The 25812-nt window shown below is 51.4% G+C and carries 24 protein-coding genes; all 24 read right to left on the bottom strand.

Annotation, left to right across the window (positions count from 1 at the left end; all coding sequences use genetic code 11):
• Positions 1–8: 8 nt before the first annotated feature.
• Entirely contained in the window at positions 9–1184 is a 1176-nt protein-coding gene (gene lpxB, locus DBY97_RS05935) for a lipid-A-disaccharide synthase (RefSeq protein ID WP_107857784.1), read from the bottom strand.
• A gap of 159 nt (positions 1185–1343) precedes the next feature.
• Complete coding sequence (gene lpxA, locus DBY97_RS05930) at positions 1344–2120, bottom strand: acyl-ACP--UDP-N-acetylglucosamine O-acyltransferase (protein ID WP_049332967.1); 777 nt, start codon at positions 2118–2120, stop codon at positions 1344–1346.
• 74 nt (positions 2121–2194) lie between these two features.
• Positions 2195–2644, bottom strand: coding sequence for a 3-hydroxyacyl-ACP dehydratase FabZ (fabZ, locus tag DBY97_RS05925; RefSeq protein ID WP_003681704.1), 450 nt, complete (start codon positions 2642–2644; stop codon positions 2195–2197).
• A gap of 74 nt (positions 2645–2718) precedes the next feature.
• Entirely contained in the window at positions 2719–3759 is a 1041-nt protein-coding gene (gene lpxD / locus DBY97_RS05920) for a UDP-3-O-(3-hydroxymyristoyl)glucosamine N-acyltransferase (RefSeq protein WP_049323648.1), read from the bottom strand.
• A 101-nt stretch (positions 3760–3860) separates the two neighbouring features.
• Complete coding sequence (locus tag DBY97_RS05915; protein ID WP_107857783.1) at positions 3861–4370, bottom strand: OmpH family outer membrane protein; 510 nt, start codon at positions 4368–4370, stop codon at positions 3861–3863.
• A 111-nt stretch (positions 4371–4481) separates the two neighbouring features.
• Positions 4482–6863 carry an outer membrane protein assembly factor BamA gene (bamA, locus tag DBY97_RS05910; protein ID WP_107857782.1) on the bottom strand — a complete coding sequence of 794 codons (2382 nt, stop codon included), beginning with the start codon at positions 6861–6863 and terminating at the stop codon, positions 4482–4484.
• A 3-nt stretch (positions 6864–6866) separates the two neighbouring features.
• Positions 6867–8207: an RIP metalloprotease RseP gene (rseP, locus tag DBY97_RS05905; protein WP_107857781.1), complete on the bottom strand. Its 1341-nt coding sequence runs from the start codon at positions 8205–8207 to the stop codon at positions 6867–6869.
• A 131-nt stretch (positions 8208–8338) separates the two neighbouring features.
• Positions 8339–9520: a 1-deoxy-D-xylulose-5-phosphate reductoisomerase gene (ispC, locus tag DBY97_RS05900; protein ID WP_107857780.1), complete on the bottom strand. Its 1182-nt coding sequence runs from the start codon at positions 9518–9520 to the stop codon at positions 8339–8341.
• 118 nt (positions 9521–9638) lie between these two features.
• Positions 9639–10388 (bottom strand): SIMPL domain-containing protein, encoded by a 750-nt coding sequence (locus DBY97_RS05895; RefSeq protein ID WP_003747899.1) that lies wholly within the window; start codon positions 10386–10388, stop codon positions 9639–9641.
• A 33-nt stretch (positions 10389–10421) separates the two neighbouring features.
• Positions 10422–11216, bottom strand: a complete 795-nt coding sequence (locus DBY97_RS05890) for a phosphatidate cytidylyltransferase (protein WP_049332974.1) — start codon at positions 11214–11216, stop codon at positions 10422–10424.
• A gap of 5 nt (positions 11217–11221) precedes the next feature.
• Positions 11222–11968 carry an isoprenyl transferase gene (locus tag DBY97_RS05885; RefSeq protein ID WP_070584408.1) on the bottom strand — a complete coding sequence of 249 codons (747 nt, stop codon included), beginning with the start codon at positions 11966–11968 and terminating at the stop codon, positions 11222–11224.
• A 57-nt stretch (positions 11969–12025) separates the two neighbouring features.
• Positions 12026–12583 (bottom strand): ribosome recycling factor, encoded by a 558-nt coding sequence (gene frr, locus DBY97_RS05880; protein ID WP_049332978.1) that lies wholly within the window; start codon positions 12581–12583, stop codon positions 12026–12028.
• A 175-nt stretch (positions 12584–12758) separates the two neighbouring features.
• Entirely contained in the window at positions 12759–13058 is a 300-nt protein-coding gene (locus DBY97_RS05875; RefSeq protein ID WP_003686671.1) for a DUF2818 family protein, read from the bottom strand.
• Positions 13059–13277: 219 nt separating this feature from the next.
• The gene (nuoN, locus tag DBY97_RS05870; RefSeq protein WP_107857779.1) at positions 13278–14720 is read right to left on the bottom strand and encodes an NADH-quinone oxidoreductase subunit NuoN; all 1443 of its coding nucleotides are present in this window, start codon (positions 14718–14720) and stop codon (positions 13278–13280) included.
• Positions 14721–14729: 9 nt separating this feature from the next.
• Entirely contained in the window at positions 14730–16226 is a 1497-nt protein-coding gene (locus DBY97_RS05865; RefSeq protein ID WP_107857778.1) for an NADH-quinone oxidoreductase subunit M, read from the bottom strand.
• Positions 16227–16321: 95 nt separating this feature from the next.
• Positions 16322–18346, bottom strand: a complete 2025-nt coding sequence (nuoL, locus tag DBY97_RS05860) for an NADH-quinone oxidoreductase subunit L (protein ID WP_107857777.1) — start codon at positions 18344–18346, stop codon at positions 16322–16324.
• Positions 18347–18348: 2 nt separating this feature from the next.
• Positions 18349–18654, bottom strand: coding sequence for an NADH-quinone oxidoreductase subunit NuoK (gene nuoK, locus DBY97_RS05855; protein ID WP_004519135.1), 306 nt, complete (start codon positions 18652–18654; stop codon positions 18349–18351).
• A complete protein-coding gene (locus tag DBY97_RS05850) occupies positions 18651–19322 on the bottom strand; it encodes an NADH-quinone oxidoreductase subunit J (protein ID WP_107857776.1) in 672 nt (223 codons plus the stop codon). The genes nuoK and DBY97_RS05850 overlap by 4 nt, the downstream gene beginning before the upstream one ends.
• 11 nt (positions 19323–19333) lie before the next feature.
• Complete coding sequence (nuoI, locus tag DBY97_RS05845) at positions 19334–19813, bottom strand: NADH-quinone oxidoreductase subunit NuoI (RefSeq protein ID WP_003747878.1); 480 nt, start codon at positions 19811–19813, stop codon at positions 19334–19336.
• 55 nt (positions 19814–19868) lie between these two features.
• Positions 19869–20264, bottom strand: coding sequence for a GFA family protein (locus DBY97_RS05840; protein ID WP_003676990.1), 396 nt, complete (start codon positions 20262–20264; stop codon positions 19869–19871).
• Positions 20265–20339: 75 nt separating this feature from the next.
• Positions 20340–21416 (bottom strand): NADH-quinone oxidoreductase subunit NuoH, encoded by a 1077-nt coding sequence (gene nuoH / locus DBY97_RS05835; protein ID WP_107857775.1) that lies wholly within the window; start codon positions 21414–21416, stop codon positions 20340–20342.
• A 2-nt stretch (positions 21417–21418) separates the two neighbouring features.
• Complete coding sequence (nuoG, locus tag DBY97_RS05830) at positions 21419–23680, bottom strand: NADH-quinone oxidoreductase subunit NuoG (protein WP_107857774.1); 2262 nt, start codon at positions 23678–23680, stop codon at positions 21419–21421.
• A 58-nt stretch (positions 23681–23738) separates the two neighbouring features.
• Complete coding sequence (gene nuoF / locus DBY97_RS05825) at positions 23739–25034, bottom strand: NADH-quinone oxidoreductase subunit NuoF (protein ID WP_049323666.1); 1296 nt, start codon at positions 25032–25034, stop codon at positions 23739–23741.
• 178 nt (positions 25035–25212) lie between these two features.
• Complete coding sequence (locus DBY97_RS05820; protein ID WP_107857773.1) at positions 25213–25797, bottom strand: cold shock domain-containing protein; 585 nt, start codon at positions 25795–25797, stop codon at positions 25213–25215.
• Between the last annotated feature and the right edge of the window lie 15 nt (positions 25798–25812).

The following is a 25812-nucleotide window of genomic DNA, read 5'->3' as shown; positions in this document are numbered from 1 at the left end:
TATTTTCCTTACTTGTCTTTCAGACCGTCTGAAAATCCGGCTTCTTCCAATACTGCCGCCGCAGCCAATGCCGCCGTATCTTTTTTCAACAGCAGATGCAAGGCGTGAAAATCCTGTTCCAACGCGGCCACGGCTTCAGGGCGGTCATACCAGTCTGCCACGGCCTGCGCCAGTTTTTCAGGGACGGCATCGTGTTGCAGCAGCTCGGGAACGGCGGCTTTACCCAACAGAATATTAGGCAAACCGACATGCGGCACTTTGATTTTGCGTTTCACATACGCATAAGTCAGCGGCGAAATTTTGTAGCTGATGACCATAGGCCGTTTACACAAGGCCACTTCCAAAGTCGCCGTACCGCTGGTGACCAATACCACGTCGGCAGCGGCGCAAACCGTATCCGACTGCTTGTCGGTCAGCGTGATGGGAAGGGCTGCGAACTCAGGCTGCGCCAAAATTTCACTAATGCGTTTGCGCGTTGCGGCCGTCGCCACAGGCAGCAAAAACTGTGCCTTCGGATAACGTTTCAGCAGCAATAAGGCCGTCTGAAAAAACACCGCCGCCATGTAATCGATTTCGCTCACGCGGCTGCCGGGCAAGATGGCAAACACGGGCACGTCCGCAGGTACGCCCAGCTTCTGCCGTGCCGCCGCCCTATCCGCTTCCACCGGCATGGTTTGCGCCATCGGATGGCCGACAAACTCAGCCTTGCCGCCGGCATCGATATATAGCTGCGGTTCCATCGGAAACAGGCACAACACGCGGTTGACCTGATGTACGATTTTATTGACCCGTTCGCGCCGCCACGCCCAAACCGACGGGCTGACATAATGAATGGTATGAATGCCTGCCTGCTTGAGTTTTTCGGCCACGCCGAGATTAAAGTCCGGCGCATCGATGCCGATAAACACATCCGGCTTGAGGCGGAGCAAATCGTTCACCAGCCCTTTGCGGATTTTCAAAATCTGCGGCAGGCGTTTGATGACCTCAACAAAACCGCGCACCGCCAGCTTTTCCTGATCGTACAAACTCTCAAAACCCTCCGCCTTCATGCGCTCGCCGCCGATGCCGGTAAACCGCGCATTCGGGCAACGCGCCTTAATGGCACGGATTAAATGTGCGCCGAGCAAGTCGCCGGAAGCTTCGCCGACACTGATGGCGATAAGGGGGGAAGGATTGGAGTTCATATTGTTGAGGTTCGAAAGCTAAAAGATTTTGGGGCGGTCATTTGCCCAACCGTTTTCAGACGGCATCGACAGCAAACGGGCAGAAACCTGCCCTACTACGCGGATTTTTGCAATCCAAAGGCCGTCTGAAAAAGTTTCAGACGGCCTTCAATCCATCAATCAACGGATAATACCGCGTGTGGATTGTGCAAAAAAGTCTTTAAATACCGCCAATTCGCTTTGGGTTTCGGCGCGTTTCAGAATCTCTGTCTTAGCTTCTTCAAACGGAATGCCGCGATGGTAAATGGTTTTATACGCATCTTTGACGGAGGCAATCTGTTCGGCAGTGAAACCGTTGCGGCGCATACCTTCGCTGTTGAGGCCGGCCGGTTCGGCGCGGTAGCCTGCAGCCATAAAGTACGGCGGTACGTCTTTGTGTACGCCGGCGGCAAACGCGGTCATGGCGTAGTCACCGATTTGGCAGAATTGGAACACCAGCGTGTAGCCGCCCAAGACGACGTAGTCGCCGATGGTAACGTGACCTGCAAGTGAGGCGTTGTTGGCGAAGATGGTATGGTTGCCGACCACGCAGTCATGGGCGAGGTGGCAGTAGGCCATAATCCAGTTGTCGTCGCCGATACGGGTTTCGCCGATGCCGGTAACCGTACCGAGGTTGAACGTCGTAAATTCGCGAATGGTGTTGCCGTTGCCGATAATCAGCTTGGTCGGCTCGTCGCGGTATTTTTTGTCCTGCGGAATTTCGCCGAGGCTGGCAAATTGGAAAATGCGGTTGTTTTCACCGATGGTCGTATGACCGTTAATGACGACGTGCGGGCCGATTTCGGTATTCGCGCCGATTTGCACATTGGGGCCGATGATGCTGTATGGGCCGACTTTGACGCTGGAGTCAAGTTCGGCTTTAGGGTCGATGACGGCGGTCGGATGGATAAGGGTCATGCTGTCTCCTTGCTGTCTGATACAGGTATTGCCTGCAAGATGCCGTCTGAACTTTCAGGCGGCCTGTCCCATTCTTACACCACGCGTTTGGCGCACATAATCACGGCTTCAACGGCAACTTGGCCGTCGACTTTGGCAACGGCGTTAAATTTGCCGATACCGCGTTTGTTGGTCAGCAGCTCGACTTCAAAAACCAGTTGGTCGCCGGGGATGACTTGGCGTTTGAAACGGGCGTCGTCAATACCGGCGAAGAAGAAGAATTCGTTTTCTTTGCGGCCGCCTTCGCTGAGGATGGCGAGTGTGCCGCACGCTTGCGCCATGGCTTCGATAATCAGCACGCCGGGCATCACGGGCAGGTCGGGAAAGTGGCCTTGGAACTGCGGCTCGTTCATGGTGACGTTTTTAATCGCAGTCAGGGTTTTCATCGGTTCGAACGCAGTAATGCGGTCGAGTTGCAAAAACGGATAACGGTGTGGGATAAGTTTTTGAATGTCTTTGGCTTCAATCGGGAGTTGTACGTCCATGATGTTCGTCTTTCCTTGTTTGTATTGGGTTTAAACGTATTCGGATGCGGGGGCGCGGACTGTTTGCGCCGCCTTTAGGCTTCGTCGCTGTCGGCAAGCTGTTTCTCCAGCGTTTTGAGGCGTTTGTTCATTTCGCTCAAACGGTGGATATAAACGGCATTGCGCGCCCAGTCTTTGTAGCCCGACATCGGGAAAATACCGGCCAGATGCTGGCCGCTTTCGGTAATGCTGTGGGTAACGGATGTACCGCCGCCGATGGTGGTTTTATCGGCGATTTCGATGTGTCCGACCGTGCCGACGCCGCCGCCGATAATACAATAATTGCCGATGGTGACGCTGCCGGAAATACCAGTCTTGGCGGCGATAACGGTGTGCGAACCGATTTTGCAGTTGTGGCCGATTTGGACTTGGTTGTCGATTTTGGTGCCGTTGCCGACGGTCGTATCGCTCATTGCGCCGCGGTCGATATTGGTGTTCGAACCGATTTCCACATCATCGCCCAGCGTGACTGCGCCGGTTTGCGGAATTTTAAACCATGAATCGCCGGCAAAGGCCAAGCCGAAACCGTCCGCGCCGATGACGGCGCCGCTGTGGATTTCGACACGGTTGCCCAAAGTGCAGCCGTAATAGATGACGGAGTTGGGATGCAGCACGACTTCATCGCCCAACGTGCAATCATGTTGGACAACGGCATTGGCCAAAATACGACAGCCTTCGCCCAATACGGCATTCGCGCCGATATAGGCATTTGCGCCGATTTCGCAGCTTGCCGGCACTTTGGCGCTTGCCTCGACAACGGCGGTCGGATGTACGCCGCCCTGCGCTTTGACAATCGGCGAGAACAATCGTGCCACTTTGGCAAAATAAAGATAAGGGTCGGCAGCCACAATCAGGTTGCGGCCTGCAAATTCGTCTGCGGCTTTCGGCGACACAATCACTGCGCCTGCCCGGCTGTCGTGTACTTCGGCTTTGTATTTCGGATTGGCCAAAAAGCTGATGTGTTCCGCCTGCGCCTGATCCAACGGACGGACGGCGGTAATGGCGATGTCTTCGCCTTTCCATTCGCCGCCGAGTTGGGAAACGATTTGGGACAGGGTGTATGCTTGTGAAGTCATGATAATCTGCCGTCAAGATGTCAGGCCGTCTGAAAGCTGCCGGTTTGGGTTTCAGACGGCCTTAGGTTTGTCTGTATGGTTGCATTCGCTGCCGAGCAGGGTCAGTGTGCATTTAGGGCTTTGATAACGCTGTCGGTAATGTCGTAGCGGCCGTTGACGTAAATCACGTCCTGCAAGATAAAGTCGTAACCTTCGCGTTTGGCCAAATCGACGATGACGCGGTTGGCATTTTGCTGGAGCGCGGCGAATTCTTCATTGCGGCGCAGGTTGTAGTCTTCTGCCAACTCGGCCTGCTGCTTGCGGAATTTTTGTACCAGATTGTGCCATTTTTGGGTTTCCGCTTCCCTTTGGCTGTCGCTGAGCTTGTCGCTGCTCAGTTTTCGCTCCAAAGCCTCGCCTTCCTGCTGCAGCTTTTGCAAGGCGGTTTGACGGCTTTTGAACTCTTTTTCCAAAGTCGTCTGAATACTTTGCGCCTGCTTGGATTCCTGATAAACGCGCTCGGTATTGATAAAACCGATTTTCTGCACGCCATCCGCCGCCGCTTGCGGCAACAGCACGAAACCCGGCAGGGCTACGGCGAGGACACGGAGGGTGTCGGCTATTTTACTCATGATAAAAATCCTTGCTTGAAAACAGACGGGCGGTTGGCAATAAGCCTGCCGCCAATCTGCCATGAGGCCGTCTGAAACGGACAAACCCGGTTTCAGACGGCCTAAACATCATCAGAATGTCGTACCGAGTTGGAATTGGAAGCGTTGGATTTCGTCGCCTTCTTTTTTCTTAATCGGATAAGCATAACTGAACTTCATCGGACCCAGCGGAGAGAGCCAGGTCACGGCAGCACCGGCAGAGTAACGCAATTCGTTTTTGAATGTCGATTTGTGCGCACTTTCAAGGTAAACCGATTTGTTATTACCGCTCTCTGCCGCGGTATAGGTTTTGTCGTCCCACACGCTGCCCGCATCGGCAAACAGGCTCAGACGAACGGTACGCGAGTCTTTAATGCCCGGCATCGGGAAGAGCAACTCTGCGGAAACGTTGGCTTTTTTGTTACCGCCGTAGCTGATTTTCTCGCCGTATTCGTCATAGACTTTCGGGCCCAGCGTACCGCTTTCAAAGCCGCGGACGGAGCCTAAGCCACCGCCGTAGAAGTTTTCAAAGAACGGCATGGTTTTGGTTTTGCCGTAGCCGTTGCCATAACCGACTTCGCCACCCAGCATCAATGTGAAATCTTTGCTCAACGGGAAGAACCAAGTTTGGTTGTGGGTCAGGGTATAGTATTGCAGGTCGCTGCCCGGCAGTGCGATTTCACCGTTTACGCCGGTCAGGTAACCGCGGGTCGGCCACAAGGCATTGTCGGTTTTGTTGCGTCCCCAGCCGATGGTGCCTTTGTACAACCAGCCTTTAAAGTTACCCACGCCGTTGCCGTTGCCTTTACCGTATTGGTTGATAAAGTCGGCATAGCGTTTAGGCGCGCCTTTGTAGGTGTTCACGGTCAAACGCTCTGCGGCCAAACCGAAGTTCACACGGTCATATTCGGTAACCGGAATACCAATACGCAAACCGCCGCCGAAAGTCGTGGTTTTATATTGTTTCGCACTGGAAGAAGCTTTACGCGGGTCGTAAGACTTGCCGTAAAGGTCGTAGCCCAAGCTTACGCCGTCAGGTGTGAAGTATGGGTCGGTAAACGACAACGAGCCGTTTACTGTGGTTTTACTGCGGGAAGCGCGCAGGGCAACGGATTTACCCGTACCGAACAGGTTGTCTTGAGCCACGCCGGCAGACATCACCAAACCGGTATCCTGAACCCAACCTGCGCTCAAGTCGAGCGAGCCGGTAGAACGTTCGGTCAGGCTCATGTTCAGGTCAACTTGGTCAGGCGTATTGGCCACAGGAACCGCATCAAATTGAACGTTGTCGAAGTAGCCCAACAACTCAACGCGCTCTTTAGAACGTTGCAGTTTGGCAGAGTCGTAAGGCGCCGATTCCATTTGGCGCAACTCGCGGCGAATGACTTCGTCACGGGTTTTGTTGTTGCCGGTAATGTTGATTTCGTTCACATAGATTTTGCGGCCCGGCTGAACGGTCAGCACAAAATCAACGGTATGCGTTTCGGCATTGGGAATCGGTTGGACATTGATTTCGCTGAATGCGTAACCTGCCTGACCCATGCGGTTTTGGATGGCTTCGAGCGAATTGGACATTTGCGCGCGCTCGTACCATTTGCCCGGCTTCATGGTCAGCAGTTTTTCCAAATCTTCTTTCGGCACTTCCAGCGTATCGCCTTCGATGCGTACATTGCCCCAACGGAAGCGGTCGCCTTCGCTGACGGTTACTTTAATGGTTTGCTTAGTTTTGTCTTCGTTGGTTTGGATATCGGTATCCAAAATGCGGAAGTTGAAGTAGCCGTTGTTTTGGTAGTAATTGGTGATTTTTTCCATGTCCTGAGCAAATTTTTGCTCATTGAACTGGTTGCTCTTGGTGATCCAAGTCCACATGCCGCCTTCACTTAGGGACATTTGTTTCATCAGACGGCGGTCGGAATAAACTTCGTTGCCCTCAAATGAAATATCGGTAATCTTGGTAGATTTGCCCTCTTCGATGGCAATATCGATAGACACGCGGTTGCGGGCGAGTTTGGTTACGGTCGGAGTGATTTGGATAGACTGTTTGCCACGGCTCAAATACTCTTCTTTCAAACCGGCAACGGCTTGGTTCAGCGTTGCTTGGTTGAAGTATTGGGATTGCGCCAAACCAAATGCTTCAAGGTTTTTCTTGATGGCATCGTTTTGCAGCATTTTCGCGCCGGTAATATTGAGCGAGCTGATGGTCGGACGCTCAATCACGGTCAGCAGGACTTGATTGTCCATGGTCTCGACGCGTACATCGTCAAAGAAACCGGTTGCGTAGAGTTTTTTGATGATTTCTTCACTGCGCGCATCATTGAAATTATCACCGACTTTAACGGGCAGGTAGTTGAAGACGGTACTCGGCTCGGTGCGTTGCAGGCCTTCGACACGGATGTCCTGAATGGTAAAGTCAGCCAATGCCATTGGCGACAGGCTCAATACCATTAAAGCGGAAGCAATCTGGTTCAGTTTCATAAATTATCCAAACAAACGGTTGATGTCATTAAAGAAAGCCACAGCCATCATCAAAAGCATGGCTGCCAGTCCAAAGCGCAGGCCGACTGCCTGTATGCGCTCGCTCAAAGGCTTTCCGCGTATCCATTCGGCGGTATAAAAAACCAAATGTCCGCCGTCTAAAACGGGTATGGGCAAAAGGTTCAACACGCCTAAGCTGATGCTGACCAAGGCCAGAAATTCAAGATAGCTCTGCAATCCATGTTTTGCGGATTGTCCGGCGACATCGGCAATGGTCAGGGGGCCGGAAATATGGTTCAAAGAGGCATTGCCCGTAACCAGTTTTCCGAAAAATTTGAGGGTCGTCCACGAATAGTTGACGGTTTTGTTCCAACCCAATTCAAAGGCTTGGGCAACGGAAGGCGTATAACGGTAGCGGATGGTTTTATCCCACTCTTTATCCGCCTGGGCAGCAAGCCCTGCCCTACCGACCAACACGCCAGCCGACTGCTCGACGCTGTCCGGCCGGATAGCGGTCGCCAGTATTTTACCGTCGCGCTCGTAAGTCAGCTCAATTCGTTTGCCGGGGCTGGCGCGGAAGAGTTCCGTCCATGCCTGCCAGCTTTCGATGGGTTTTCCATCGGCGGTCAGCAGTTTGTCGTTTTCCTTCAAACCTGCTTTTTCGGCGGGACTATTGGCCAAGACTTTACCGATGCGGTTAGTAATTCTAAAAGGCAAAAGGCCGATGTTGCCTTGGTTTTTCGCAACTTTACCTGCTTCAGGCGTGCCGGCGGCATCAATTATGCGGATGGCTTGGGTATTTAAGGCCGTCTGAACAGCGACTTTTACAGGACCGGCTTCAAGGTTCAACACCATCTCGGTTTGCGCATCGCTCCAGTCTTTAACGGCAATTCCGTTGACCGATACAATCTTATCACCCGCCTGAAAACCTGCTTTGGCGGCAATACTGGCAGGCTCGACCATGCCGACATAGGGGCGCAACTCGGTTACGCCGAAGGAAAAGCTCAAACCGTAAAGCAAAACGGCCAAAATCAAATTGATCAAAGGACCGGCAGCAACAATGGCGATGCGCTTGGCCGGATGCTGCTTGTCAAAGGCGTACGGCAAATCTGCTTCCGCCACCTCGCCTTCGCGCGTATCGACCATTTTAACGTAACCGCCCAGCGGAATCGGGGCAAGACACCACTCGGTATCGCCGCGTTTTCGGGTGAAAAAGGGCTTACCGAAGCCGACGGAAAAGCGCACGACTTTAACGCCGCACCAGCGGGCAACAATATAGTGTCCGAACTCATGCAGGCTGACCAAAATCAGAATGGCGACGATAAAGGCTAAAAAGGTTTGCAAAAAAATCCCCTGTGTGGAATGTGATAATCAACGGATAAGGCCGTCTGAAAACCGATTATAAAGGCAGTTGTTCCATTTTGTCTGCCTAAATGCCAAGCGGTTGGCGTTTCAGACGGCCTGTCATTGAAGCTTTATTGTTTGCCGATAAAGGCTTCTGCCTGCCTTCGGGTCTCCGCGTCTTGCGCCAGCAGGCCTTCGATATCATGATGGCTGTCTGAAAAATCTTGGGCAAGGCAGTGGGCCACGACTTGGGCAATATCGGTAAACTTGATGCGTTTATCTAAAAAAGCGGCCACGGCAACCTCGTTGGCAGCGTTCAACACGCAAGGTGCGGCCCCGCCTGCATTCATGGCCTGATAGGCAAGTTTCAGACATGGAAAACGATCAAAGTCAGGCTTTTGGAAGGTCAATGCGGACAATGCGCCGAAATCCAGCTCGCCCACGCCGGAATCGATACGTTCGGGCAGACCCAAACAATAAGCAATCGGCGTACGCATATCGGGATTGCCCAATTGCGCCAATACCGAACCATCGCGATAACGCACCATGCTGTGAATCACGGATTGCGGATGGATGACGACTTCCAGCTTCTCCGGCGGACAGTTAAACAGCCAATGCGCCTCAATCAACTCCAAGCCCTTATTCATCATTGACGCGGAATCGACGGAAATTTTGCGACCCATGCTCCAATTCGGATGTTTGACCGCCTGCTCGGGCGTAATGCTGTCAAATGTACTTAAATCGGTGTTAAGGAAGGGTCCGCCCGATGCGGTCAGGATAATCGAATTGATACCGTGCTCATTCAGACGGCCTGTGTAATCCCTTGGCAATACTTGGAAGATGGCGTTATGTTCGCTGTCAATCGGCAAGACGGTGGCGCCGTTTTGAAGGGCGGTTTCCATAAACAATGCACCGGAAACCACCAGCGTTTCTTTGTTTGCCAGATAAATGGTTTTGCCTTTTTGAGCGGCGGCCAAAGCCGACGGCAAACCGGCCGCGCCGACAATGGCACACATCACGCCGCTAACTTCATCGGCCGAAGCCACATCAATCAGGGCTTGAGCGCCATATAAAACCTGCGTACTGATGCCTTCTTGTTTGAGTTTCTTTTCCAGCTCGGCGGCATGGCAGGCATCGCCGACAACGGCATATTCCGGACGAAACTGTTTGCATTGTGCCGCCAGCTTGTCCACCTGCCTATGCCCTGCCAGCGCGAACACGCGGAATTTCTCGGGATGGCGGGAGACAACGTCTAAAGTGCTTTCGCCTATGCTGCCGGTACTGCCTAATATGGTCAGAACTTGTTGTGTCATGGTGTGTTCTTTAGTGTGCTGTGCAAACGGTATTCATTGTGTTTGAAATAAATTTCTTTGCCGTTTCCAATTTTCAGACGGCCTTTTGCCTCCCAGCTGAAAAGGCCGTCTGAAAGAATTACTCAATGCCGTATTCGATGGTAACAACCAGTCGGACTTGTTTACCGACGGTGCTTTTATCGTAAGAACCGCCGTATTCGTCATCCTCGCTGCTGCCGGTGTCGGCATAGATGTTGAACGAGCCTTGCGAAGCAGAACGCATGGCGCCCACTTTGCCTCCGCCGGTTTTGGCAAATTCGGCCGCGCGTTTCTGCGCATCCTCAGTCGCCTGCGTAATCAAATCGCGTTTGATGGTTTCCAAATTGCCCAACAAATATTGCGGATTGTCGAAGCGGATAAATTCGTTTTGCGCACGGAAATTCAAAATGGCACGCTGGGCGGCTTGGATTTTGTCCAATTTTTTGGTGTTGACCACAATATTGAGGTCGCCATCGTAGCCGTTGGGCGTGCGGGTTACGTTGCCCAGTTCGTCTCGGGTTTCATTGAAAACGCGCGACACTTCAGGCAGGCCCACTTTCATTTCAGCCGCCGTAAAGCCTTGCTCACCCAAAAACTTAGACAGCTTCTTGCGTCTTGCCGTCAACAGATCCAAAACTTCCTGATAGCTCTCACCGTGTGCATTTACGCCCGTATTCCACGTTGCGCTGTCGGATTGAAAGTTTTTCTCTGCCAAACCTTTTACGGTGATTGTCCCCGGTTGGCGCAGATTCTTAAACTGCACTCCTAAAATAAACGCCGCAGCCATCAATCCCAGTGCCAACAATACGCCCAATATCGATAAAGATGAAATCTGTTTTTGTTCGGACATAATCAGCTCCCCCAATCATATAAGACAGGCGGTTTAAAACAAATATACAAAGGCGGCATAAATGCTGATAACGGCAATCAGGCTGTCCACACGGTCGAACACGCCGCCGTGTCCCGGCAACAGATTGCTACTGTCTTTGATACCGGCCGCACGTTTGAGCCAGCTTTCCAGCAAATCGCCGCACACGCTGACAACGGTCAGAATCAAGCCGATCAAAATCGTTTTTAACCAACCGGCTTCAAAGGCCAGCCAACCGGCTTTCCATACAATAGTCATGTACACGGCAACGCATAATGCGCCACCGATCGCACCTTCCCAGCTTTTACCCGGGCTGATGGTCGGCGCAATTTTGCGCTTGCCAAACGATTTGCCGCAGAAATACGCACCAATATCGGCCACCCACACCAAACCCATAATTGCCAATAAAGACAGCGCGTCTTCAGGCTGAGGACGCAGGTAAACCAATGCAAACCAAAACGGCATCACCAACAACCAACCGACCGTGTAAGCCTGCCAGCCGCCGTTTAGCTTCCATTTCGCTTTCAGCCACCAAGGCATGACAATCAGCCAAAACGCCAATACAACATACCAAACCAAATCAGGCAACTGCCAACCGCCGGCATAGGCAATCACACCAAACACCAGCGTTGAAGCCAAATAATGATTGATTTTCAGCTTGTCCAAGCCGCTCATGCGGGCATATTCCCACAAAGTCAGCATGGCAATCAGGCCGCAAAACGCCGCCCACAGCCACATAGGCGCATAAAACAGCATACCCAGCATCAGCGGCAAAAGCCACAGTGCCGTTAAAATTCGTTGTTTCAACATAGTTCTCAACCCCGTTGCTGCTCAACCGGCAGCTGTTCGGAAGTCCGCCCGAAGCGACGCTCCCGTTTTTGGAACGAAACAATCGCCTCGTTCAACGATTTCTCATTAAAATCAGGCCACAGCGTATCCGTAAAATACAATTCCGCATACGCCATCTGCCACAGCAGGAAATTACTGATGCGCGTCTCGCCACCGGTTCGGATAAACAAATCCGGCTCGGGTGCATCGCCCAACATCAAATAACGCGACAACGCCTCTTCCGTAATCTCAGTGACACCCTCGGCAATCAACTGATTTGCCGCCTGCAAAATATCCCAGCGGCCGCCATAATCGGCAGCAATGCTCAAAGTCAAACCGGTATTGTTTGCCGTCAACGCCTCTGCCGCCTCAATCCCCTTCAGAATTTCAGCGTTAAACCGCTCACGGCTGCCGATGACTCTCAAGCGCATATTGTTGTCGTGCAAACGGCGTACCTGCTTTTGCAAAGCCTGCAAAAACAGCCCCATCAGAAAAGAAACCTCTTCCTCGGGGCGTCGCCAGTTTTCAGTCGAAAAAGCAAACACGGTCAAATACTGCACACCCAGTTCAGCACAATGCTTCACCATGTTCTCCAGCGCATCCAAGCCGCGTTTATGCCCCATCACACGGGGAAGAAAACGCTTCTTTGCCCAACGTCCGTTGCCGTCCATAATCACAGCAATATGTCGGGGGATGGCAGAGTGTTCCAAAATCGTCTGCGTACTGCTTTTCATGTCTGCCTTTCAGGGAACAAACCGTCCAAAGGCCGTCTGAACGGTTTGCACACAGGATTAAATCGCCATCAAATCTTCTTCTTTGGCAGCCAAGAGCTTGTCTGCCTCAGCAATATATTTGTCGGTCAACTTCTGAACCGCTTCCTCGCCACGGCGTGCTTCATCTTCAGAAATCTCTTTGTCTTTCAACAATTTTTTGATGTGGTCGTTTGCATCACGACGCACATTACGGATAGACACACGACCCTCTTCCGCCTCACCGCGTACCACTTTGATCAAATCTTTACGGCGTTCCTCAGTCAACATAGGCATAGGGACACGGATCAAATCGCCAACAGAAGCAGGGTTCAGGCCCAAGTTGGAATCACGGATCGCTTTCTCAACTTTTGAAGCCATATTGCTCTCGAACGGTTTCACACCAATCGTACGCGCATCCAAAAGCGTTACGTTTGCTACTTGGCTCACAGGCACCATGCTGCCCCAGTATTCCACTTCCACTTGGTCAAGCAGGCCGGTATGCGCACGGCCGGTACGTACTTTAGCCAAATTGTCTTTCAATACTTCCAGAGAACGCTGCATTTTGCCTTCAGCTGTCTTTTGAATATCATTAATCATCTTATACTTTCAATTTCATAGGAATAAAACAGGATTAACCGAGAATAGTACCGTTAAACCGCCCTCACGACAAGGCTTTACGCCCCAACAGCCTTGTTTTCTAACCGATATTTAACATCAAACAAAATAAAGGCCGTCTGAAAATCTTTCAGACGGCCTTTTCCTTATTCAAATCCTACTCTCTATTCCGTTCATTCCAAAAGTAACGCCATACAAAGCATGGGAAAGCAAAAATCAGGTAGAGGCAGACAACGGTCGCGTAAAACTCCCAATCTTGAGCATGTACGGCACCGGCGCGCGATTCGAGGATATAGGCGAGGATCGCGGTAAGCAGGAAGCCTGCCAGCAATTCGATCAAGTGATGGCCGATATGTTTGCGTTTCAGGGCGATGATGCCGAAGAATTTGGTGGTAATAAATGGTGCGTTGGCAAAGATAAGTGCCAACAGCAAAAGGATGTACATGGATGCGGTCATGATGGTCTTTCTGTTTTCAGACGGCCTATGTGTGATTTTAACATGTTAAATGGGCATTCTTGCCCATCATTATCCGTGGAATATTCAATATCTTGATGATACCTGCTTGATGATTGTTCAAAGGCTTGAGGCCGTCTGAACTTGGGTATATTTCATCCGAATGCGAATCCTAACAAAAACGGCGACTTTGGAACAGCCGCCGTTGGTTTTGTTTAAAGCTTACAGGGTATTTTCCAATGCTTTGGCACACCAGTCGATAACGGTTTGCGGCATGATACCCCACAGGAGCAGCAGGAAGGCATTGACCGTCAGGACAAATTTGGCGGCATAGTTGCTGCCGACCGGCTGGTCATGGTCAGGCGCATCGAAGTAGATGACTTTGACCACGCGCAGGTAGTAGAACGCGCCAATCAGAGACATGATGACGGCAAATACGGACAACCAAACATAGCCTTGTTTCAAGAGTGCCATAATCACGCCGAATTTGGCGTAAAAACCCATCAGCGGCGGAATACCCGCCATGGAGAACATAGACAGCAACATCAGGAAGGCAAACCATGCATGGCGTTGGTTAAGGCCTGCGAGGTCTTTGATGTTTTCACATTCAATGTCTTTGGTAGACAATACCATCAAAACACCGAAGCTGACTGCCGCCATCACAGCATAGGTAATGGCGTAATACAAACCTGCGGTAAAGCCGACTGCGCCTGCCATAAACGCCAACAGGATAAAGCCCATGTGCGATACGGTGGAGTAGGCAAGCATACGTTTGATATTGGTTTGCATGATGGCGGCAAGGTTACCGACCACCAAAGAAGCAACGGCAAGGATGGCCAACATCGGCGCCCAGTCTGAATGTATGGTATCCATACCTGTAATCAGGATACGGAATGCGAAGACAACGGCGGCAATTTTCGGAGCCGTACCCACAAAGGCGGTAACAGAGGTCGGCGCGCCATCGTACACATCGGGTACCCACATATGGAATGGAACCGCACCCAATTTAAATGCAATGGCAACCACAATAAATACCACGCCTAATTTCAGCAGCCATTCATTGGCCTGCTTATTAGCCGCAGAAGCCAAGACTGAAGCAAAATCAAGGGAACCGGTGGCACCGTAAACCATGGAAATACCATAGAGCAGCAAGCCGGAAGCCAATGCGCCCAATACAAAGTATTTCAGCGCGGCCTCAGCAGAACGACCGGAATCGCGGCGCAGGGCAATCATGGCGTACAGCGATAAAGACAACAATTCCAAACCGATATACGCAGTCAGGAAATGTGCCGAGCTGACCATGACGCTCATACCCAACAGGGCAAACAGCGACAAAGTGTAAAACTCACCTTTAAAAATTTGGCGGTCTTGGTTGTACGGTTTACTGTAAATAAACAGACTGAATGTCAGTGCATACAACACTAGCTTCGCCAAACGGGACATGCCGTCTGCAATATACATTCCATTAAACGTAAGCAGACTGCCCTGCTCCCATACTGCCAATTGGGTGACGGCCACAATAATGACCGTTCCCAAACTCATCAGATGGGTCAGATAGCGGTTTTTATCGCAAATCCACAAGTCTGCCAGCAATACGACACCCAATAGCGCAAGCAGCACGATTTCGGGCATGGCGGGCATTAAATTCAAATCAGACCAGTTCATTTACACACCTCAAATCTTGCTTTGTGCCACATGGGCAATCAAATCGTTTGCCGCTTGATGCACCACTTCGATAAACGCTTGCGGATACAGACCCATGCCCAATACAGCAACCGCCAAAATCGCCAAAATCGCAAATTCGCGGCAATTGATGTCTTTCATTTCGGCAACGTGCGGATTGTGGATCGCACCAAAAATAACGCGTTTGTACATCCACAGGGTATAAGACGCACCGTAAATCAAGGTCATGGCAGCCAACGCGCCTACCCAGAAATTCACTTTAACCGCGCCCATAATCACCATAAACTCGCCCACGAAGCCGGAAGTCGCAGGCAGACCGGCATTGGCCATACCGAACAACATCATAAACGCCGCAAACTTAGGCATTACATTGACCACGCCGCCATAATCGGCAATATTGCGGGTATGCAGGCGGTCGTACATTACGCCGATACACATAAACATCGCGGCAGACACAAAACCGTGGGAAATCATTTGAATGATTGCGCCTTTCAATGCCCAATCATTCAGTTGGCCGTTCACAAACAGGAACATACCCAAAGTGACAAAACCCATATGGCTGATAGAAGAGTACGCCACCAGTTTTTTCATATCGGTTTGCACCAAAGCCACCATACCGATGTAAATCACGGCAATCAGGCTCAATACGATGATCACGGGGGCAAAATAGCGTGCCGCATCCGGCATAATCGGCAGGATAAAGCGCAAGAAACCATACGCACCCAGTTTCAGCGTAATCGCCGCCAACACCATCGAACCACCGGTCGGCGCTTCAACGTGGGCATCCGGCAACCAAGTGTGCACAGGGAACATCGGCACTTTTACAGCAAATGACAGGAAGAATGCCACAAACAAAAGCTGTTGTACGCCCAACGGAATCTGTTTGATGTTTTGGAAATCGACAATAGAGAAGCTGCCTGTTTGATAGTACAGGTAAACCATAGCAATCAGCATCAAAAGCGAACCCATCAGCGTATAGAGGAACAGCTTGACCGACGCATAGACGCGGCGTGGGCCGCCCCATACACCGATAATCAGGTACAGCGGAATCAGCATACCCTCGAAGAACACATAAAACAGAATCGCATCCTGAGCGGCAAACGCGCCATTAATCAAACCTGACATCATCAGGAATGCCGCCATATACTGCGCCGGACGTTTCTGAATGACTTCCCAACCGGCCAATACCACCAACAGCGTAATAAACGCATTCAAGATGATAAAGAGCACTGAAATACCGTCCACGCCCAATGCATAGTTGATTTTCAGAAGCGGAATCCACTCGTGGAACTCGGTAAACTGATAGCCGCCGCTCAAACGGTCGAAACCGGTAAACAGGGGCAGCGTTACCAAGAAACCGGCAAGCGCACCCATGAAGGCAAGCACACGCGCCAGCGGCGCACGGCTGTCTTTACCGGTCGCCAAAACCAGCACACCTGCGGCGATGGGTATCCATATTGCCAAGCTGAGTAGGTAGTTGGAAAACATAGTGGTTAACCTGTGGTTAAAATAAAAATGTGTTTATGTGGATATTTCTTCGTTTCAGACGGCCTTAAGGTTTAAGGCCGTCTGAAACCTTATTCTTATCGGAACAATCCCCAGAAGGTCATGCCGAGCAGTACCAATACGCCGAATACCATAGCGGCGGCGTAGGTGTAGATAAAGCCGGTTTGGGCTTTACGCACTTGCGCGGCAATCGCGCCGACCAGTTTGGCGGAGCCGTTGACGATACCGTTGTCGATAATGGCGGTATCGCCGACTTTCCAGAAGAAGTTGCCCAACGCGCGCGTGCCTTTGGCAAAGACGTTGAAATACAGGGCGTCGAGGTAGTATTTGTTTTCAAACAAAACGTAAATCGGACGGAATGTCTGTGCAATTTTCGCAGGCAGGTGCGGCAGTTTGACGTACAGAAGCCATGCGCTCAAGACACCTGCGATAGCGAGGTAGAGTACAGGTGAATGCAGGCTGTGTGACACCATTGCCAATGCGCCGTGGAACTCTTCCTTCATGATGTGCATGGTCGGATGCGCGTCGGCGTTGACGAAAATCACGTCTTTGAAGAAATCGCCGTAGAGCATTGGTTCGATGGCGATGTAGCCGATGATGACGGACGGAATGGCAAGCAGAATCAGCGGCAGGGTAACGACCAGCGGGCTTTCGTGCGGATTGTCGTTTTTGCCCAAGCCGTGATGCTCTTCGCCATGATGATCACCATGATGCTCAGGCAGGCTGCGCCATTTCTCTTCACCGTGGAACACCATAAAGTATTGGCGGAACGCATAGAACGCAGTAACAAACACGCTGGCGAGGACGGCAAAATAAGCAAAGCCGCTACCTGGCAGGGTGCTGTATTTCGCTGCTTCAATAATCGAATCTTTGGAATAGAAGCCGGAGAAGAACGGCGTACCGATCAGCGACAAGTTACCAATCAGCATGGTCAGCCAAGTAATCGGCATGTATTTTTTCAGGTTGCCCATATGGCGCATATCTTGGTCATGGTGCATACCGATAATCGCGCTACCTGCGGCCAAGAACAACAAGGCTTTAAAGAAAGCGTGGGTCATCACATGGAACATCGCCACGGAATAGGCAGACGCGCCCAGAGCCACGGTCATGTAGCCCAGTTGCGACAGGGTGGAATACGCAACCACACGTTTGATGTCATTTTGAATCACGCCCAAGAAACCCATAAACAGAGCAGTAATCGCACCGATTACCATGATGACAGACAGCGCAGTGCTGCTCATCTCATAAATAGGCGACATACGCGATACCATGAACAGACCGGCGGTAACCATGGTTGCGGCGTGAATCAATGCAGAAATCGGTGTCGGGCCTTCCATCGAATCAGGCAACCAGACATGCAGCGGGAATTGTGCAGATTTACCCATCGCACCGACAAACAGGAGTAAACAGGTTACAGTAATCAAAGACCATTCCACACCGGGGAACAATTGGATAGTGGCCGTCTGAACATTAGGCAGATAAGCGAATACATCTTGATAGCGCAGGCTGCCGCCGAAATAGGCAAGCACCAAGCCGATACCGAGCAAAAAGCCGAAGTCGCCGACACGGTTGATCAAAAAGGCTTTTAGGTTGGCAAATGTTGCGCTTGGACGTTTGAAATAGAAACCGATCAAGAGATACGACACCAAGCCCACAGCCTCCCAGCCGAAGAAGAGCTGGATGAAGTTGTTGCTCATAATCAGCATCAACATGCTGAAAGTAAACAAAGAAATATAGCTGAAGAAGCGTTGGTAGCCGACTTTTTCATCGTGCATATAGCCGATGGTGTAGATATGCACCATCAACGACACGCTCGTTACCACAACCATCATCATCGCCGTCATCGTATCGACCAAGAAGCCGACGGAGAAATCCAAACCGCCCATTGTCAGCCAGGTATAGACGTTCTCGTCAAACTTGGCACGGCTGCCATTGAGGAATCCCCACAGCACATAAGCCGACAGCACGGCAGACACCGCCACACCGAGTATTGTTACGGTATGCGCACCGGCACGTCCGATTTTGTTGCCAAACAAACCCGCAATCAGCGAGCCTGCCAACGGAACAAGGGCAATTATCAAATATAAAGTCATATCGTTCATGATTACCCTTTCAACTCATCCAAATCGGCAACGTTGATTGTTTGTCGGTTGCGGTACACCAATACCATAATCGCCAAACCGATGGCAGATTCGGCAGCGGCAACGGTCAGTACGAAGAATACGAAAATTTGTCCGGCGGTATCGCCCAAATATTGTGAGAAGGCGATAAAGTTGAAGTTCACCGCCAAAAGCATCAGCTCAATGGACATCAACAATACCAGCACGTTTTTACGGTTCATGAAGATACCCATTGCGCTGATACCGAACAGGAGCGCACCCAATACCAGATAATGCGTCAAGGTAATCATGCTTTGCCCTCCCCTTCCGGCTTGAGGCCGTCTGAAACTTCGCTTTCTTCGGCAGATTCGACTTGCGGTTTGACCGCTTCCATTTTCACCAGACGCATACGGCCTTGATCGGCGCGTACTTTAACTTGGTCTGCAGGATCCATACGTTTCGGATTAACCGTTTTACGGTGAACCAGTGCAATCGCGGCTACCATACCCAACAGCAGCAATACCGCCGCCAACTCAAACGGCAACAAGTAGTCAGTATAAATACGGCTACCCAAATCGCGGATATTGTTGTAATCGGCCGGAATGTCTTTCATCAGACCAAATGCGGCCAGGTCGGTTTTCGGGTTGACCAAAATCAGGATCAAGGCAACCGCCAACAATGTGCCGACCACGCCGGCAACAGGCGCATGACGCCAGAAACCGGCGCGCATGGCTTCGATGTCGATATTCAGCATCATCACGACGAACAGGAACAACACCATCACGGCGCCGACATAAACCACCACCAGCGTCACACCCAAAAACTCAGCCTGCATCAGCATCCAAATCATCGCGCTCACGCAGAATGTCAGCACCAAATGCAAAGCGGCGTGCACAGGGTTTTTAGCGGTAACGGTACGAACCGCACCGTACAAAACGATGGCGGCAAGGATATAGAACAGAATCGCGGAAAAAGTCATTCGTCTGCTCCTTAACGATACGGCGCGTCAGCGGCTTTGCGTTTGGCGATTTCGGGTTCGTATTTGTCGCCAATGGCCAAAAGAATCGGCTTGGTCATGTGCAAGTCGCCTTTTTTCTCGCCGTGGTATTCAAAAATATGGGTTTCCACAATCGCATCGGTCGGGCAGGCCTCTTCGCAGAAACCGCAGAAGATGCACTTGGTCAGGTCGATGTCGTAACGCTTGGTGCGGCGGGTGCCGTCTTCGCGTTCTTCCGATTCAATGTTAATCGCCATTGCCGGACAAACTGCCTCGCACAATTTACACGCAATACAGCGCTCTTCGCCGTTCGGATAACGGCGTTGCGCGTGCAGGCCGCGGAAACGCACGGATTGCGGCGTTTTTTCTTCGGGGAAGTAAATCGTGTCTTTGCGGGCGAAGAAGTTTTTGAGCGTTACGCCCATGCCTTTCACCAATTCGCCCAGCAGGAAGGTTTTTACTAAATTAGCCATTTTCGGATGCTCTTTTCGGATTGTTCTGTTTACAGGCCGTCTGAAAGCGGTTTTTTTAACCTGCCGCGCCCACCATTTCTAAAAACTCGGCTTCGGTCAGCTTCGGGGTATCGTTGGCCAAGTCATAATACGGAGCTTTGCAATCAATAAAGATTTGTGAGGTAGTTTCAAAGCCCGCGTTGTCGGCAAACAGCCCGGCGTTGATGTAATAATCGTTGCCAACCTGCACAAACAGGTGTGTGCCGCAGTGTTTGCAAAAACAGCGTTGCGCCCATTCGGACGACTGATAATGCGCGATGTGCTCGCTGCCTGTGATTTCGGGCGACCGGGCGGCCAAAGTAAAAGACGCGCCGCTGCCCCATGTGCGGCATTTCCCGCAATGGCAGGCGTGGAGTTCGCGGTTTTCGGCGGTTTCCAGTGATACTGCGCCGCACAGGCATTGAGCTTTCATCGGTTTCTCTCGGTTTGAAACGGTTAAAAATTTGGGGTTCAGGCTACCTGAAAACTTTCAGACGGCCTCCCTGCCCTATTTCCACAAATTCAGCGGTGAAATCATCCACACGCCCAAAATCACGATGTAGGCGAAGCCGATCGGAATCAGCACTTTCCAGCCCAAACGCATGATTTGGTCGTAACGGTAGCGCGGGAAAGTTGCACGGATCCACAGGTACCAGTACAGAACCGCCGCCATTTTCACGAACATCCAGAATGCGGAAGGCGTACCGATAAAGCCCCAACTTTGCGGGAACGGAGACAACCAGCCGCCGAGGAACATCAGCGATGTCAGCGCGGCAATCAGGATCATGAAAATGTATTCGGCGAGGAAGAACAGCGCGAATGCAAAGCCGGAGTATTCAACGTGGTGGCCGGCAACGATTTCAGATTCACCCTCTGCCACGTCAAACGGTGCGCGGTTGGTTTCAGCAACGGCGGAAATCAGATAGACGATGAAGATTGGGAACAGCGGCAGCCAGTTCCACGAGAATACTGAACCGCCGGCAATACCTTTGGCTTGCGCGGCAACGATGTCGGAGAAGTTCATGCTGCCCGATACCATCACGACGCACACCAGCGCGGCACTCATGGCAATTTCGTAGGAAATGCTTTGCGCGGAAGCACGCATTGCACCCAGGAACGAATATTTGGAGTTGGAAGCCCAGCCCGCGATGATCACGCCGTAAACCGACAGCGAGGTAATCATCAGGATGTACAAAAGGCCGATATTGATATTGGTCAGCACCCATTCTTCGTTGAACGGAATCACCGCCCATGCCGCGAAAGACGGGGCGAGCGACATAATCGGGCCGATGTAGAACAAGGCTTTGTTTGACAGCTTCGGACGGGTTACCTCTTTAAACAAGAGTTTGAACACGTCGGCAAACGGCTGAATCAGCCCCCACGGGCCGGTTACGTTCGGGCCGACGCGAAGCTGCATAAAGCCGATGACTTTACGTTCGAAATACGTCAGATAGGCAACGGTCAGAATCAGCGGAATCAAGATAATCACGATTTTGACGATGACGGATACCACCAAGCCTAAGGTGATGCCCAAATCGCCCAGACCGAGCGTTGCGGCAAAGAGGTTTTGGAACCATTCTTGCATGATCAAGCTCCCGCCAGTTCAATAGTGTCCATCAACGCACCCAGCGCGGCATTTTCGGTATGCAGCGGCAGATGCACCACGTTTTCAGGCAGTCCGGCATCGGCTTTGACGGCAACCGATACGCTTGCGCCGTTTTGTTTGGCGACAGCGGTTTGTCCGTCTTGCAGGCCCAAGCGTGCCAATGTGTTCGGATTTACACGCGCGGCAGGCACGGCGGCATGGCTGGTTTCTTGCAACGGTGCGGAACGGCGCACGATAGAATCAGTGTGATAAATACCGACGCCGCCGACACGGACGAGGCGGTCTGAGGCCGTCTGAACGCCCTCCCCTGTCCATGTGCTGCGGTTGTCCAGTTTGGACGGCAGGCTTTCTGCATCCAGCGCATCTTTCAGAATCGAAGCGGTATCGTGGTATTCAAAACCTTTCAGGTCAAACAGGTTGCCCAATACGCGCAACACTTTCCACATCGGACGCGAATCGCCGAAGCCTTGTACCACGCCGTGGAAAGATTGCAGACGGCCTTCCATATTGATGAAGCTGCCCGAGGTTTCGGTAAACGGCGCAATCGGCAACAATACGTCGCACACGTCCAGCAGCGTTTCGCTGACAAACGGTGTAAACGCCATCACGCTTTTCGCCTGTTTCAACGCGGCCACGGCTTTTGCGCCGTCAACCGTATCGATTTCAGGCTCAACGTTGAGCAGCAAGACTGCCTGTTTCGGCGCATTTGCCATTTCGGCAACGCTCTCGCCGGAGTTTACATTCAAGACATCCGCACCAACGCTGTTGGCGGCTTGCGGCAAAATACCCAGCACTGCGCCGGTCACGTCTGCCAGCTCTTGCGCGGCGGCATAAATGGCGGCGTAATCAGGATGGTTTTGCACTTCCGTGCCCAAAATCACCGCTGCTTTTTCAGCGTTTTTCAGGCTGGCGGTAACGGCGTGTTCCGCATTGGCATACAGGTTTTTCAGACGGCCTGCCCACTCGTCGGGATGTGCGGCTTCTTGAGACAGAAGCGGCATAAACAATTCTTCTTTACTGCTGGCCAATACGCTCAAGGCCATGCGGTCTTTGGCGGCGCGGCGCAAACGGGCGGTCAGGAGCGGCTGTTCTTTGCGCAAGTTCGCACCGACGATCAATACGGCATCGTTGTCAGCCAAAGATTCGATGCTTTGTCCCAACCATTGCGCACCTTTAAGGCCGTCTGAAAGACGTTTGTCTTGTTGGCGCAAACGGGTGGCAAAGTTTTTAACGCCCAAGCCGTCGGCAAGTTTTTTGGCCAGATACAACTCTTCAACCGTATTCATCGGATTGGCCCAAATGCCGACTTGGTTTTGGTTGCCTTCTTTGGCGATACATTCAATCGCGCTGCGGACATATTCCAACGCGGTTTTCCAATCCACATCCATCCACTCACCGCCCTGTTTGATTTTCGGGTTTTTCAGACGGCTTTCGTGATACAGGCCTTCGTAGGCGAAACGGTCGCGGTCGGACAGCCAGCATTCGTTGATGGCTTCGTTTTCCAACGGCAACACGCGGCGGACAGTATGATCTTTGGTTTGTACAATCAGGTTGCTGCCCAAAGCGTCATGGGCGGAAACGGATTTGCGGCGGTTCAATTCCCAAGTACGCGCGTTAAAGCGGAACGGTTTGCTGGTCAATGCACCGACAGGACACAAATCGATGACGTTGCCTGACAATTCGGTTTCCACTGCTTTGCCGATAAAAGGCATGATCTCGGAATGTTCGCCGCGGTTGGCCATGGCGATTTCTTGCACGCCGGCGATTTCTTCAGTGAAACGAACGCAACGGGTACAGTGGATACAACGGCTCATTTCCTCGGCGGAAACCAAAGGACCCATGTCTTTGCCGACGACGGAACGTTTTTCTTCGGTATAACGGCTGGTGGTTTTGCCGTAGCCCATCGCCAAATCCTGCAACTGGCATTCGCCGCCTTGGTCGCAGGTCGGACAATCAAGCGGATGGTTGATGAGCAGGAACTCCATCACGCCTTCTTGTGCCTCTCGGGCTTTTGCCGAATGCGTACGCACAATCATGCCGTCTGTAACCGGCGTGGCACAGGCGGGCAGAGGTTTGGGGGCTTTTTCCACGTCCACCAGACACATACGGCAGTTGGCGGCGATGGAAAGTTTTTTGTGGTAACAGAAATGCGGGATATAAGTACCGAGCTTGTGCGCGGCTTCAATCACCGTCGCGCCCTGCTCCACAGATACCTGTTTGCCGTCGATTTCGATTTGTAACATGGTTCGTTCCTAGTTACGGGTATTTAATAAATAATTCTTTTAGAGGCCGTCTGAAAACTTAGCACCACTTATTCGGTTTCATCGGTCCGCCGTGTTCGATGTAATGCACAAACTCATCACGGAAATGCTTGGTAAAGCTGCGAACAGGGAAAACGGCGGCGTCGGCGAGGGCGCAGATGGTGCGGCCTGCCATTTGGTTGCCGACAGAATCCAGCAGATCCAAGTCTTCCATACGGCCTTTGCCTTCTACGATGCGGTGGACGATGCGGTAAAGCCAGCCCGTACCTTCTCGGCAAGGCGTACATTGGCCGCAAGACTCGTCGTAGTAGAAGTAGCTCAGGCGCTCAAGGGCTTTGACCATGCACACGTCTTCGTCCATGACGATAATCGCGCCGGAACCCAACATCGAGCCTGCTTTGGAAATCGAGTCATAGTCCATATTGGTCTGCATCATGATATCGGCAGGCAACACGGGCGCGGACGAACCGCCGGGAATAACGGCTTTAAGTTTTTTACCGCCGCGCATACCGCCCGCCATTTTCAGAACTTCGGCAAACGGAGTACCCAATGGCACTTCATAGTTGCCCGGACGTTCGACGTGGCCGGAAATACAGAACAATTTGGTACCGCCTGCATTCGGAATACCTTTATCGGCAAACGCCTGTCCACCGTCACGGATAATGAAGGGGACGGAGGAGAACGTTTCGGTATTGTTGATGGTAGTCGGTTTGCCGTACAGGCCGAACGAAGCAGGGAATGGCGGTTTAAAGCGAGGCTGGCCTTTTTTGCCTTCCAACGACTCGAGCAATGCGGTTTCTTCACCGCAAATATATGCGCCGTAGCCGTGGTGGGCGAAGAGTTCAAATTCAAAATCCGAACCCAAAATATTTTTACCCAAAAAGCCTGCGGCACGAGCCTGCTCCAAAGCGGCCTCAAAGCGTTGGTAGCCTTCGAAAATTTCGCCGTGGATGTAGTTGTAGCCGGCTTTCGCACCCATCGCGTAACCGGCAATAATCATGCCTTCAATCAGGGCATGAGGATTGAACATGATGATGTCGCGGTCTTTAAATGTACCCGGCTCGCCTTCATCGGTATTGCAGACGACATATTTTTCGCCAGGGAAGGAACGGGGCATAAAGCTCCATTTCAAACCGGTCGGGAAGCCCGCACCGCCACGACCGCGCAAGCCGGAGGCTTTGACTTCGTCAATCACATCGCTTTGCGAGATGTTTTCGGACAGGATTTTACGCAGGGCGGTATAGCCGCCACGTTTGACGTATTCGTCCAATGTCCAGCAATCGGGATTGGCGGTATCCACTTGGTCAAAAATCACGCCTGATTGGTAAATAGCCATTTTTGGTGTGCCTGTTTGTTTTCGTATAGGTTGCAGCCGTTGTTTTCAGACGGCCTAATATACCTTTGTATATCGACTCTATGCCGTCTAAAATATGTTGATTCACTAAAGTTGATATTTCAGACGACCTTGTATTTCGTTTTCATGGTTATAGACCTAGTCTACTTTGCTGAAGTTATCACAATCCACCGCATTTATCTTCACATGGGATCCCATCACCATCACCATCCATTTTGGTATCAGAACAATTCTGTAAAAACCATTTGGCCTCTTCGCATGACACCATCTGAGAACAATATTGCCTGCCATCACAACGATATTTATTACTATTGCTTTTTTTAGCTTGTATCGTAGCTGGATCATTAAGCTCTACTGGTGCATTAGTTTGTTTAGGGACTAATTTTGCTGCGGCGAATTGATATATCTGATAACCAATTAACCCGAAAAGTGCCAACCCTACCAATTGCGTCAATATGGAAGACGACGTATCTAAGGCAAAAAATGATTTTTTCTTTGCCCTCGAACGATGGTTATGATTCCGCTTAAAATCTCTTGCCTCACGATTCAAGTAACGAATCTGTTTAGCAACATTTTTTCCTTTTCCGTTAGAAGATACTTCAAAGCCAACCGCCTCATTAAGTTCAGGACGAGGGCTTCTTTGGGAAAAGTCAGAAATATGGCAGAAAATTTCTTGTTTACTACCATCTATCCGTATAAAACCATAACCTTTTTCATCATCCCACTTAACAATTATCCCTTTCATTAACCGCTTCCCTTT

Origin of the sequence: Neisseria subflava (genome assembly GCF_003044645.1) — a bacterium.
Classification (GTDB): Bacteria; Pseudomonadota; Gammaproteobacteria; order Burkholderiales; family Neisseriaceae; genus Neisseria; species Neisseria subflava_B.
This window is presented reverse-complemented; position numbering and strand designations above follow the sequence as displayed.

Excerpts from the sequence above, each read along its gene's own strand:
- lpxB (WP_107857784.1), bottom strand. The coding sequence starts at position 1,184 with ATGAACTCCAATCCTTCCCCCCTTATCGCCATCAGTGTCGGCGAAGCT.
- lpxA (WP_049332967.1), bottom strand. The coding sequence starts at position 2,120 with ATGACCCTTATCCATCCGACCGCCGTCATCGACCCTAAAGCCGAACTT.
- fabZ (WP_003681704.1), bottom strand. The coding sequence starts at position 2,644 with ATGGACGTACAACTCCCGATTGAAGCCAAAGACATTCAAAAACTTATC.
- lpxD (WP_049323648.1), bottom strand. The coding sequence starts at position 3,759 with ATGACTTCACAAGCATACACCCTGTCCCAAATCGTTTCCCAACTCGGC.
- DBY97_RS05915 (WP_107857783.1), bottom strand. The coding sequence starts at position 4,370 with ATGAGTAAAATAGCCGACACCCTCCGTGTCCTCGCCGTAGCCCTGCCG.
- bamA (WP_107857782.1), bottom strand. The coding sequence starts at position 6,863 with ATGAAACTGAACCAGATTGCTTCCGCTTTAATGGTATTGAGCCTGTCG.
- ispC (WP_107857780.1), bottom strand. The coding sequence starts at position 9,520 with ATGACACAACAAGTTCTGACCATATTAGGCAGTACCGGCAGCATAGGC.
- DBY97_RS05895 (WP_003747899.1), bottom strand. The coding sequence starts at position 10,388 with ATGTCCGAACAAAAACAGATTTCATCTTTATCGATATTGGGCGTATTG.
- DBY97_RS05890 (WP_049332974.1), bottom strand. The coding sequence starts at position 11,216 with ATGTTGAAACAACGAATTTTAACGGCACTGTGGCTTTTGCCGCTGATG.
- DBY97_RS05885 (WP_070584408.1), bottom strand. The coding sequence starts at position 11,968 with ATGAAAAGCAGTACGCAGACGATTTTGGAACACTCTGCCATCCCCCGA.
- frr (WP_049332978.1), bottom strand. The coding sequence starts at position 12,583 with ATGATTAATGATATTCAAAAGACAGCTGAAGGCAAAATGCAGCGTTCT.
- DBY97_RS05875 (WP_003686671.1), bottom strand. The coding sequence starts at position 13,058 with ATGACCGCATCCATGTACATCCTTTTGCTGTTGGCACTTATCTTTGCC.
- nuoN (WP_107857779.1), bottom strand. The coding sequence starts at position 14,720 with ATGAACTGGTCTGATTTGAATTTAATGCCCGCCATGCCCGAAATCGTG.
- DBY97_RS05865 (WP_107857778.1), bottom strand. The coding sequence starts at position 16,226 with ATGTTTTCCAACTACCTACTCAGCTTGGCAATATGGATACCCATCGCC.
- nuoL (WP_107857777.1), bottom strand. The coding sequence starts at position 18,346 with ATGAACGATATGACTTTATATTTGATAATTGCCCTTGTTCCGTTGGCA.
- nuoK (WP_004519135.1), bottom strand. The coding sequence starts at position 18,654 with ATGATTACCTTGACGCATTATCTGGTATTGGGTGCGCTCCTGTTCGGT.
- DBY97_RS05850 (WP_107857776.1), bottom strand. The coding sequence starts at position 19,322 with ATGACTTTTTCCGCGATTCTGTTCTATATCCTTGCCGCCATCGTTTTG.
- nuoI (WP_003747878.1), bottom strand. The coding sequence starts at position 19,813 with ATGGCTAATTTAGTAAAAACCTTCCTGCTGGGCGAATTGGTGAAAGGC.
- DBY97_RS05840 (WP_003676990.1), bottom strand. The coding sequence starts at position 20,264 with ATGAAAGCTCAATGCCTGTGCGGCGCAGTATCACTGGAAACCGCCGAA.
- nuoH (WP_107857775.1), bottom strand. The coding sequence starts at position 21,416 with ATGCAAGAATGGTTCCAAAACCTCTTTGCCGCAACGCTCGGTCTGGGC.
- nuoG (WP_107857774.1), bottom strand. The coding sequence starts at position 23,680 with ATGTTACAAATCGAAATCGACGGCAAACAGGTATCTGTGGAGCAGGGC.
- nuoF (WP_049323666.1), bottom strand. The coding sequence starts at position 25,034 with ATGGCTATTTACCAATCAGGCGTGATTTTTGACCAAGTGGATACCGCC.
- DBY97_RS05820 (WP_107857773.1), bottom strand. The coding sequence starts at position 25,797 with ATGAAAGGGATAATTGTTAAGTGGGATGATGAAAAAGGTTATGGTTTT.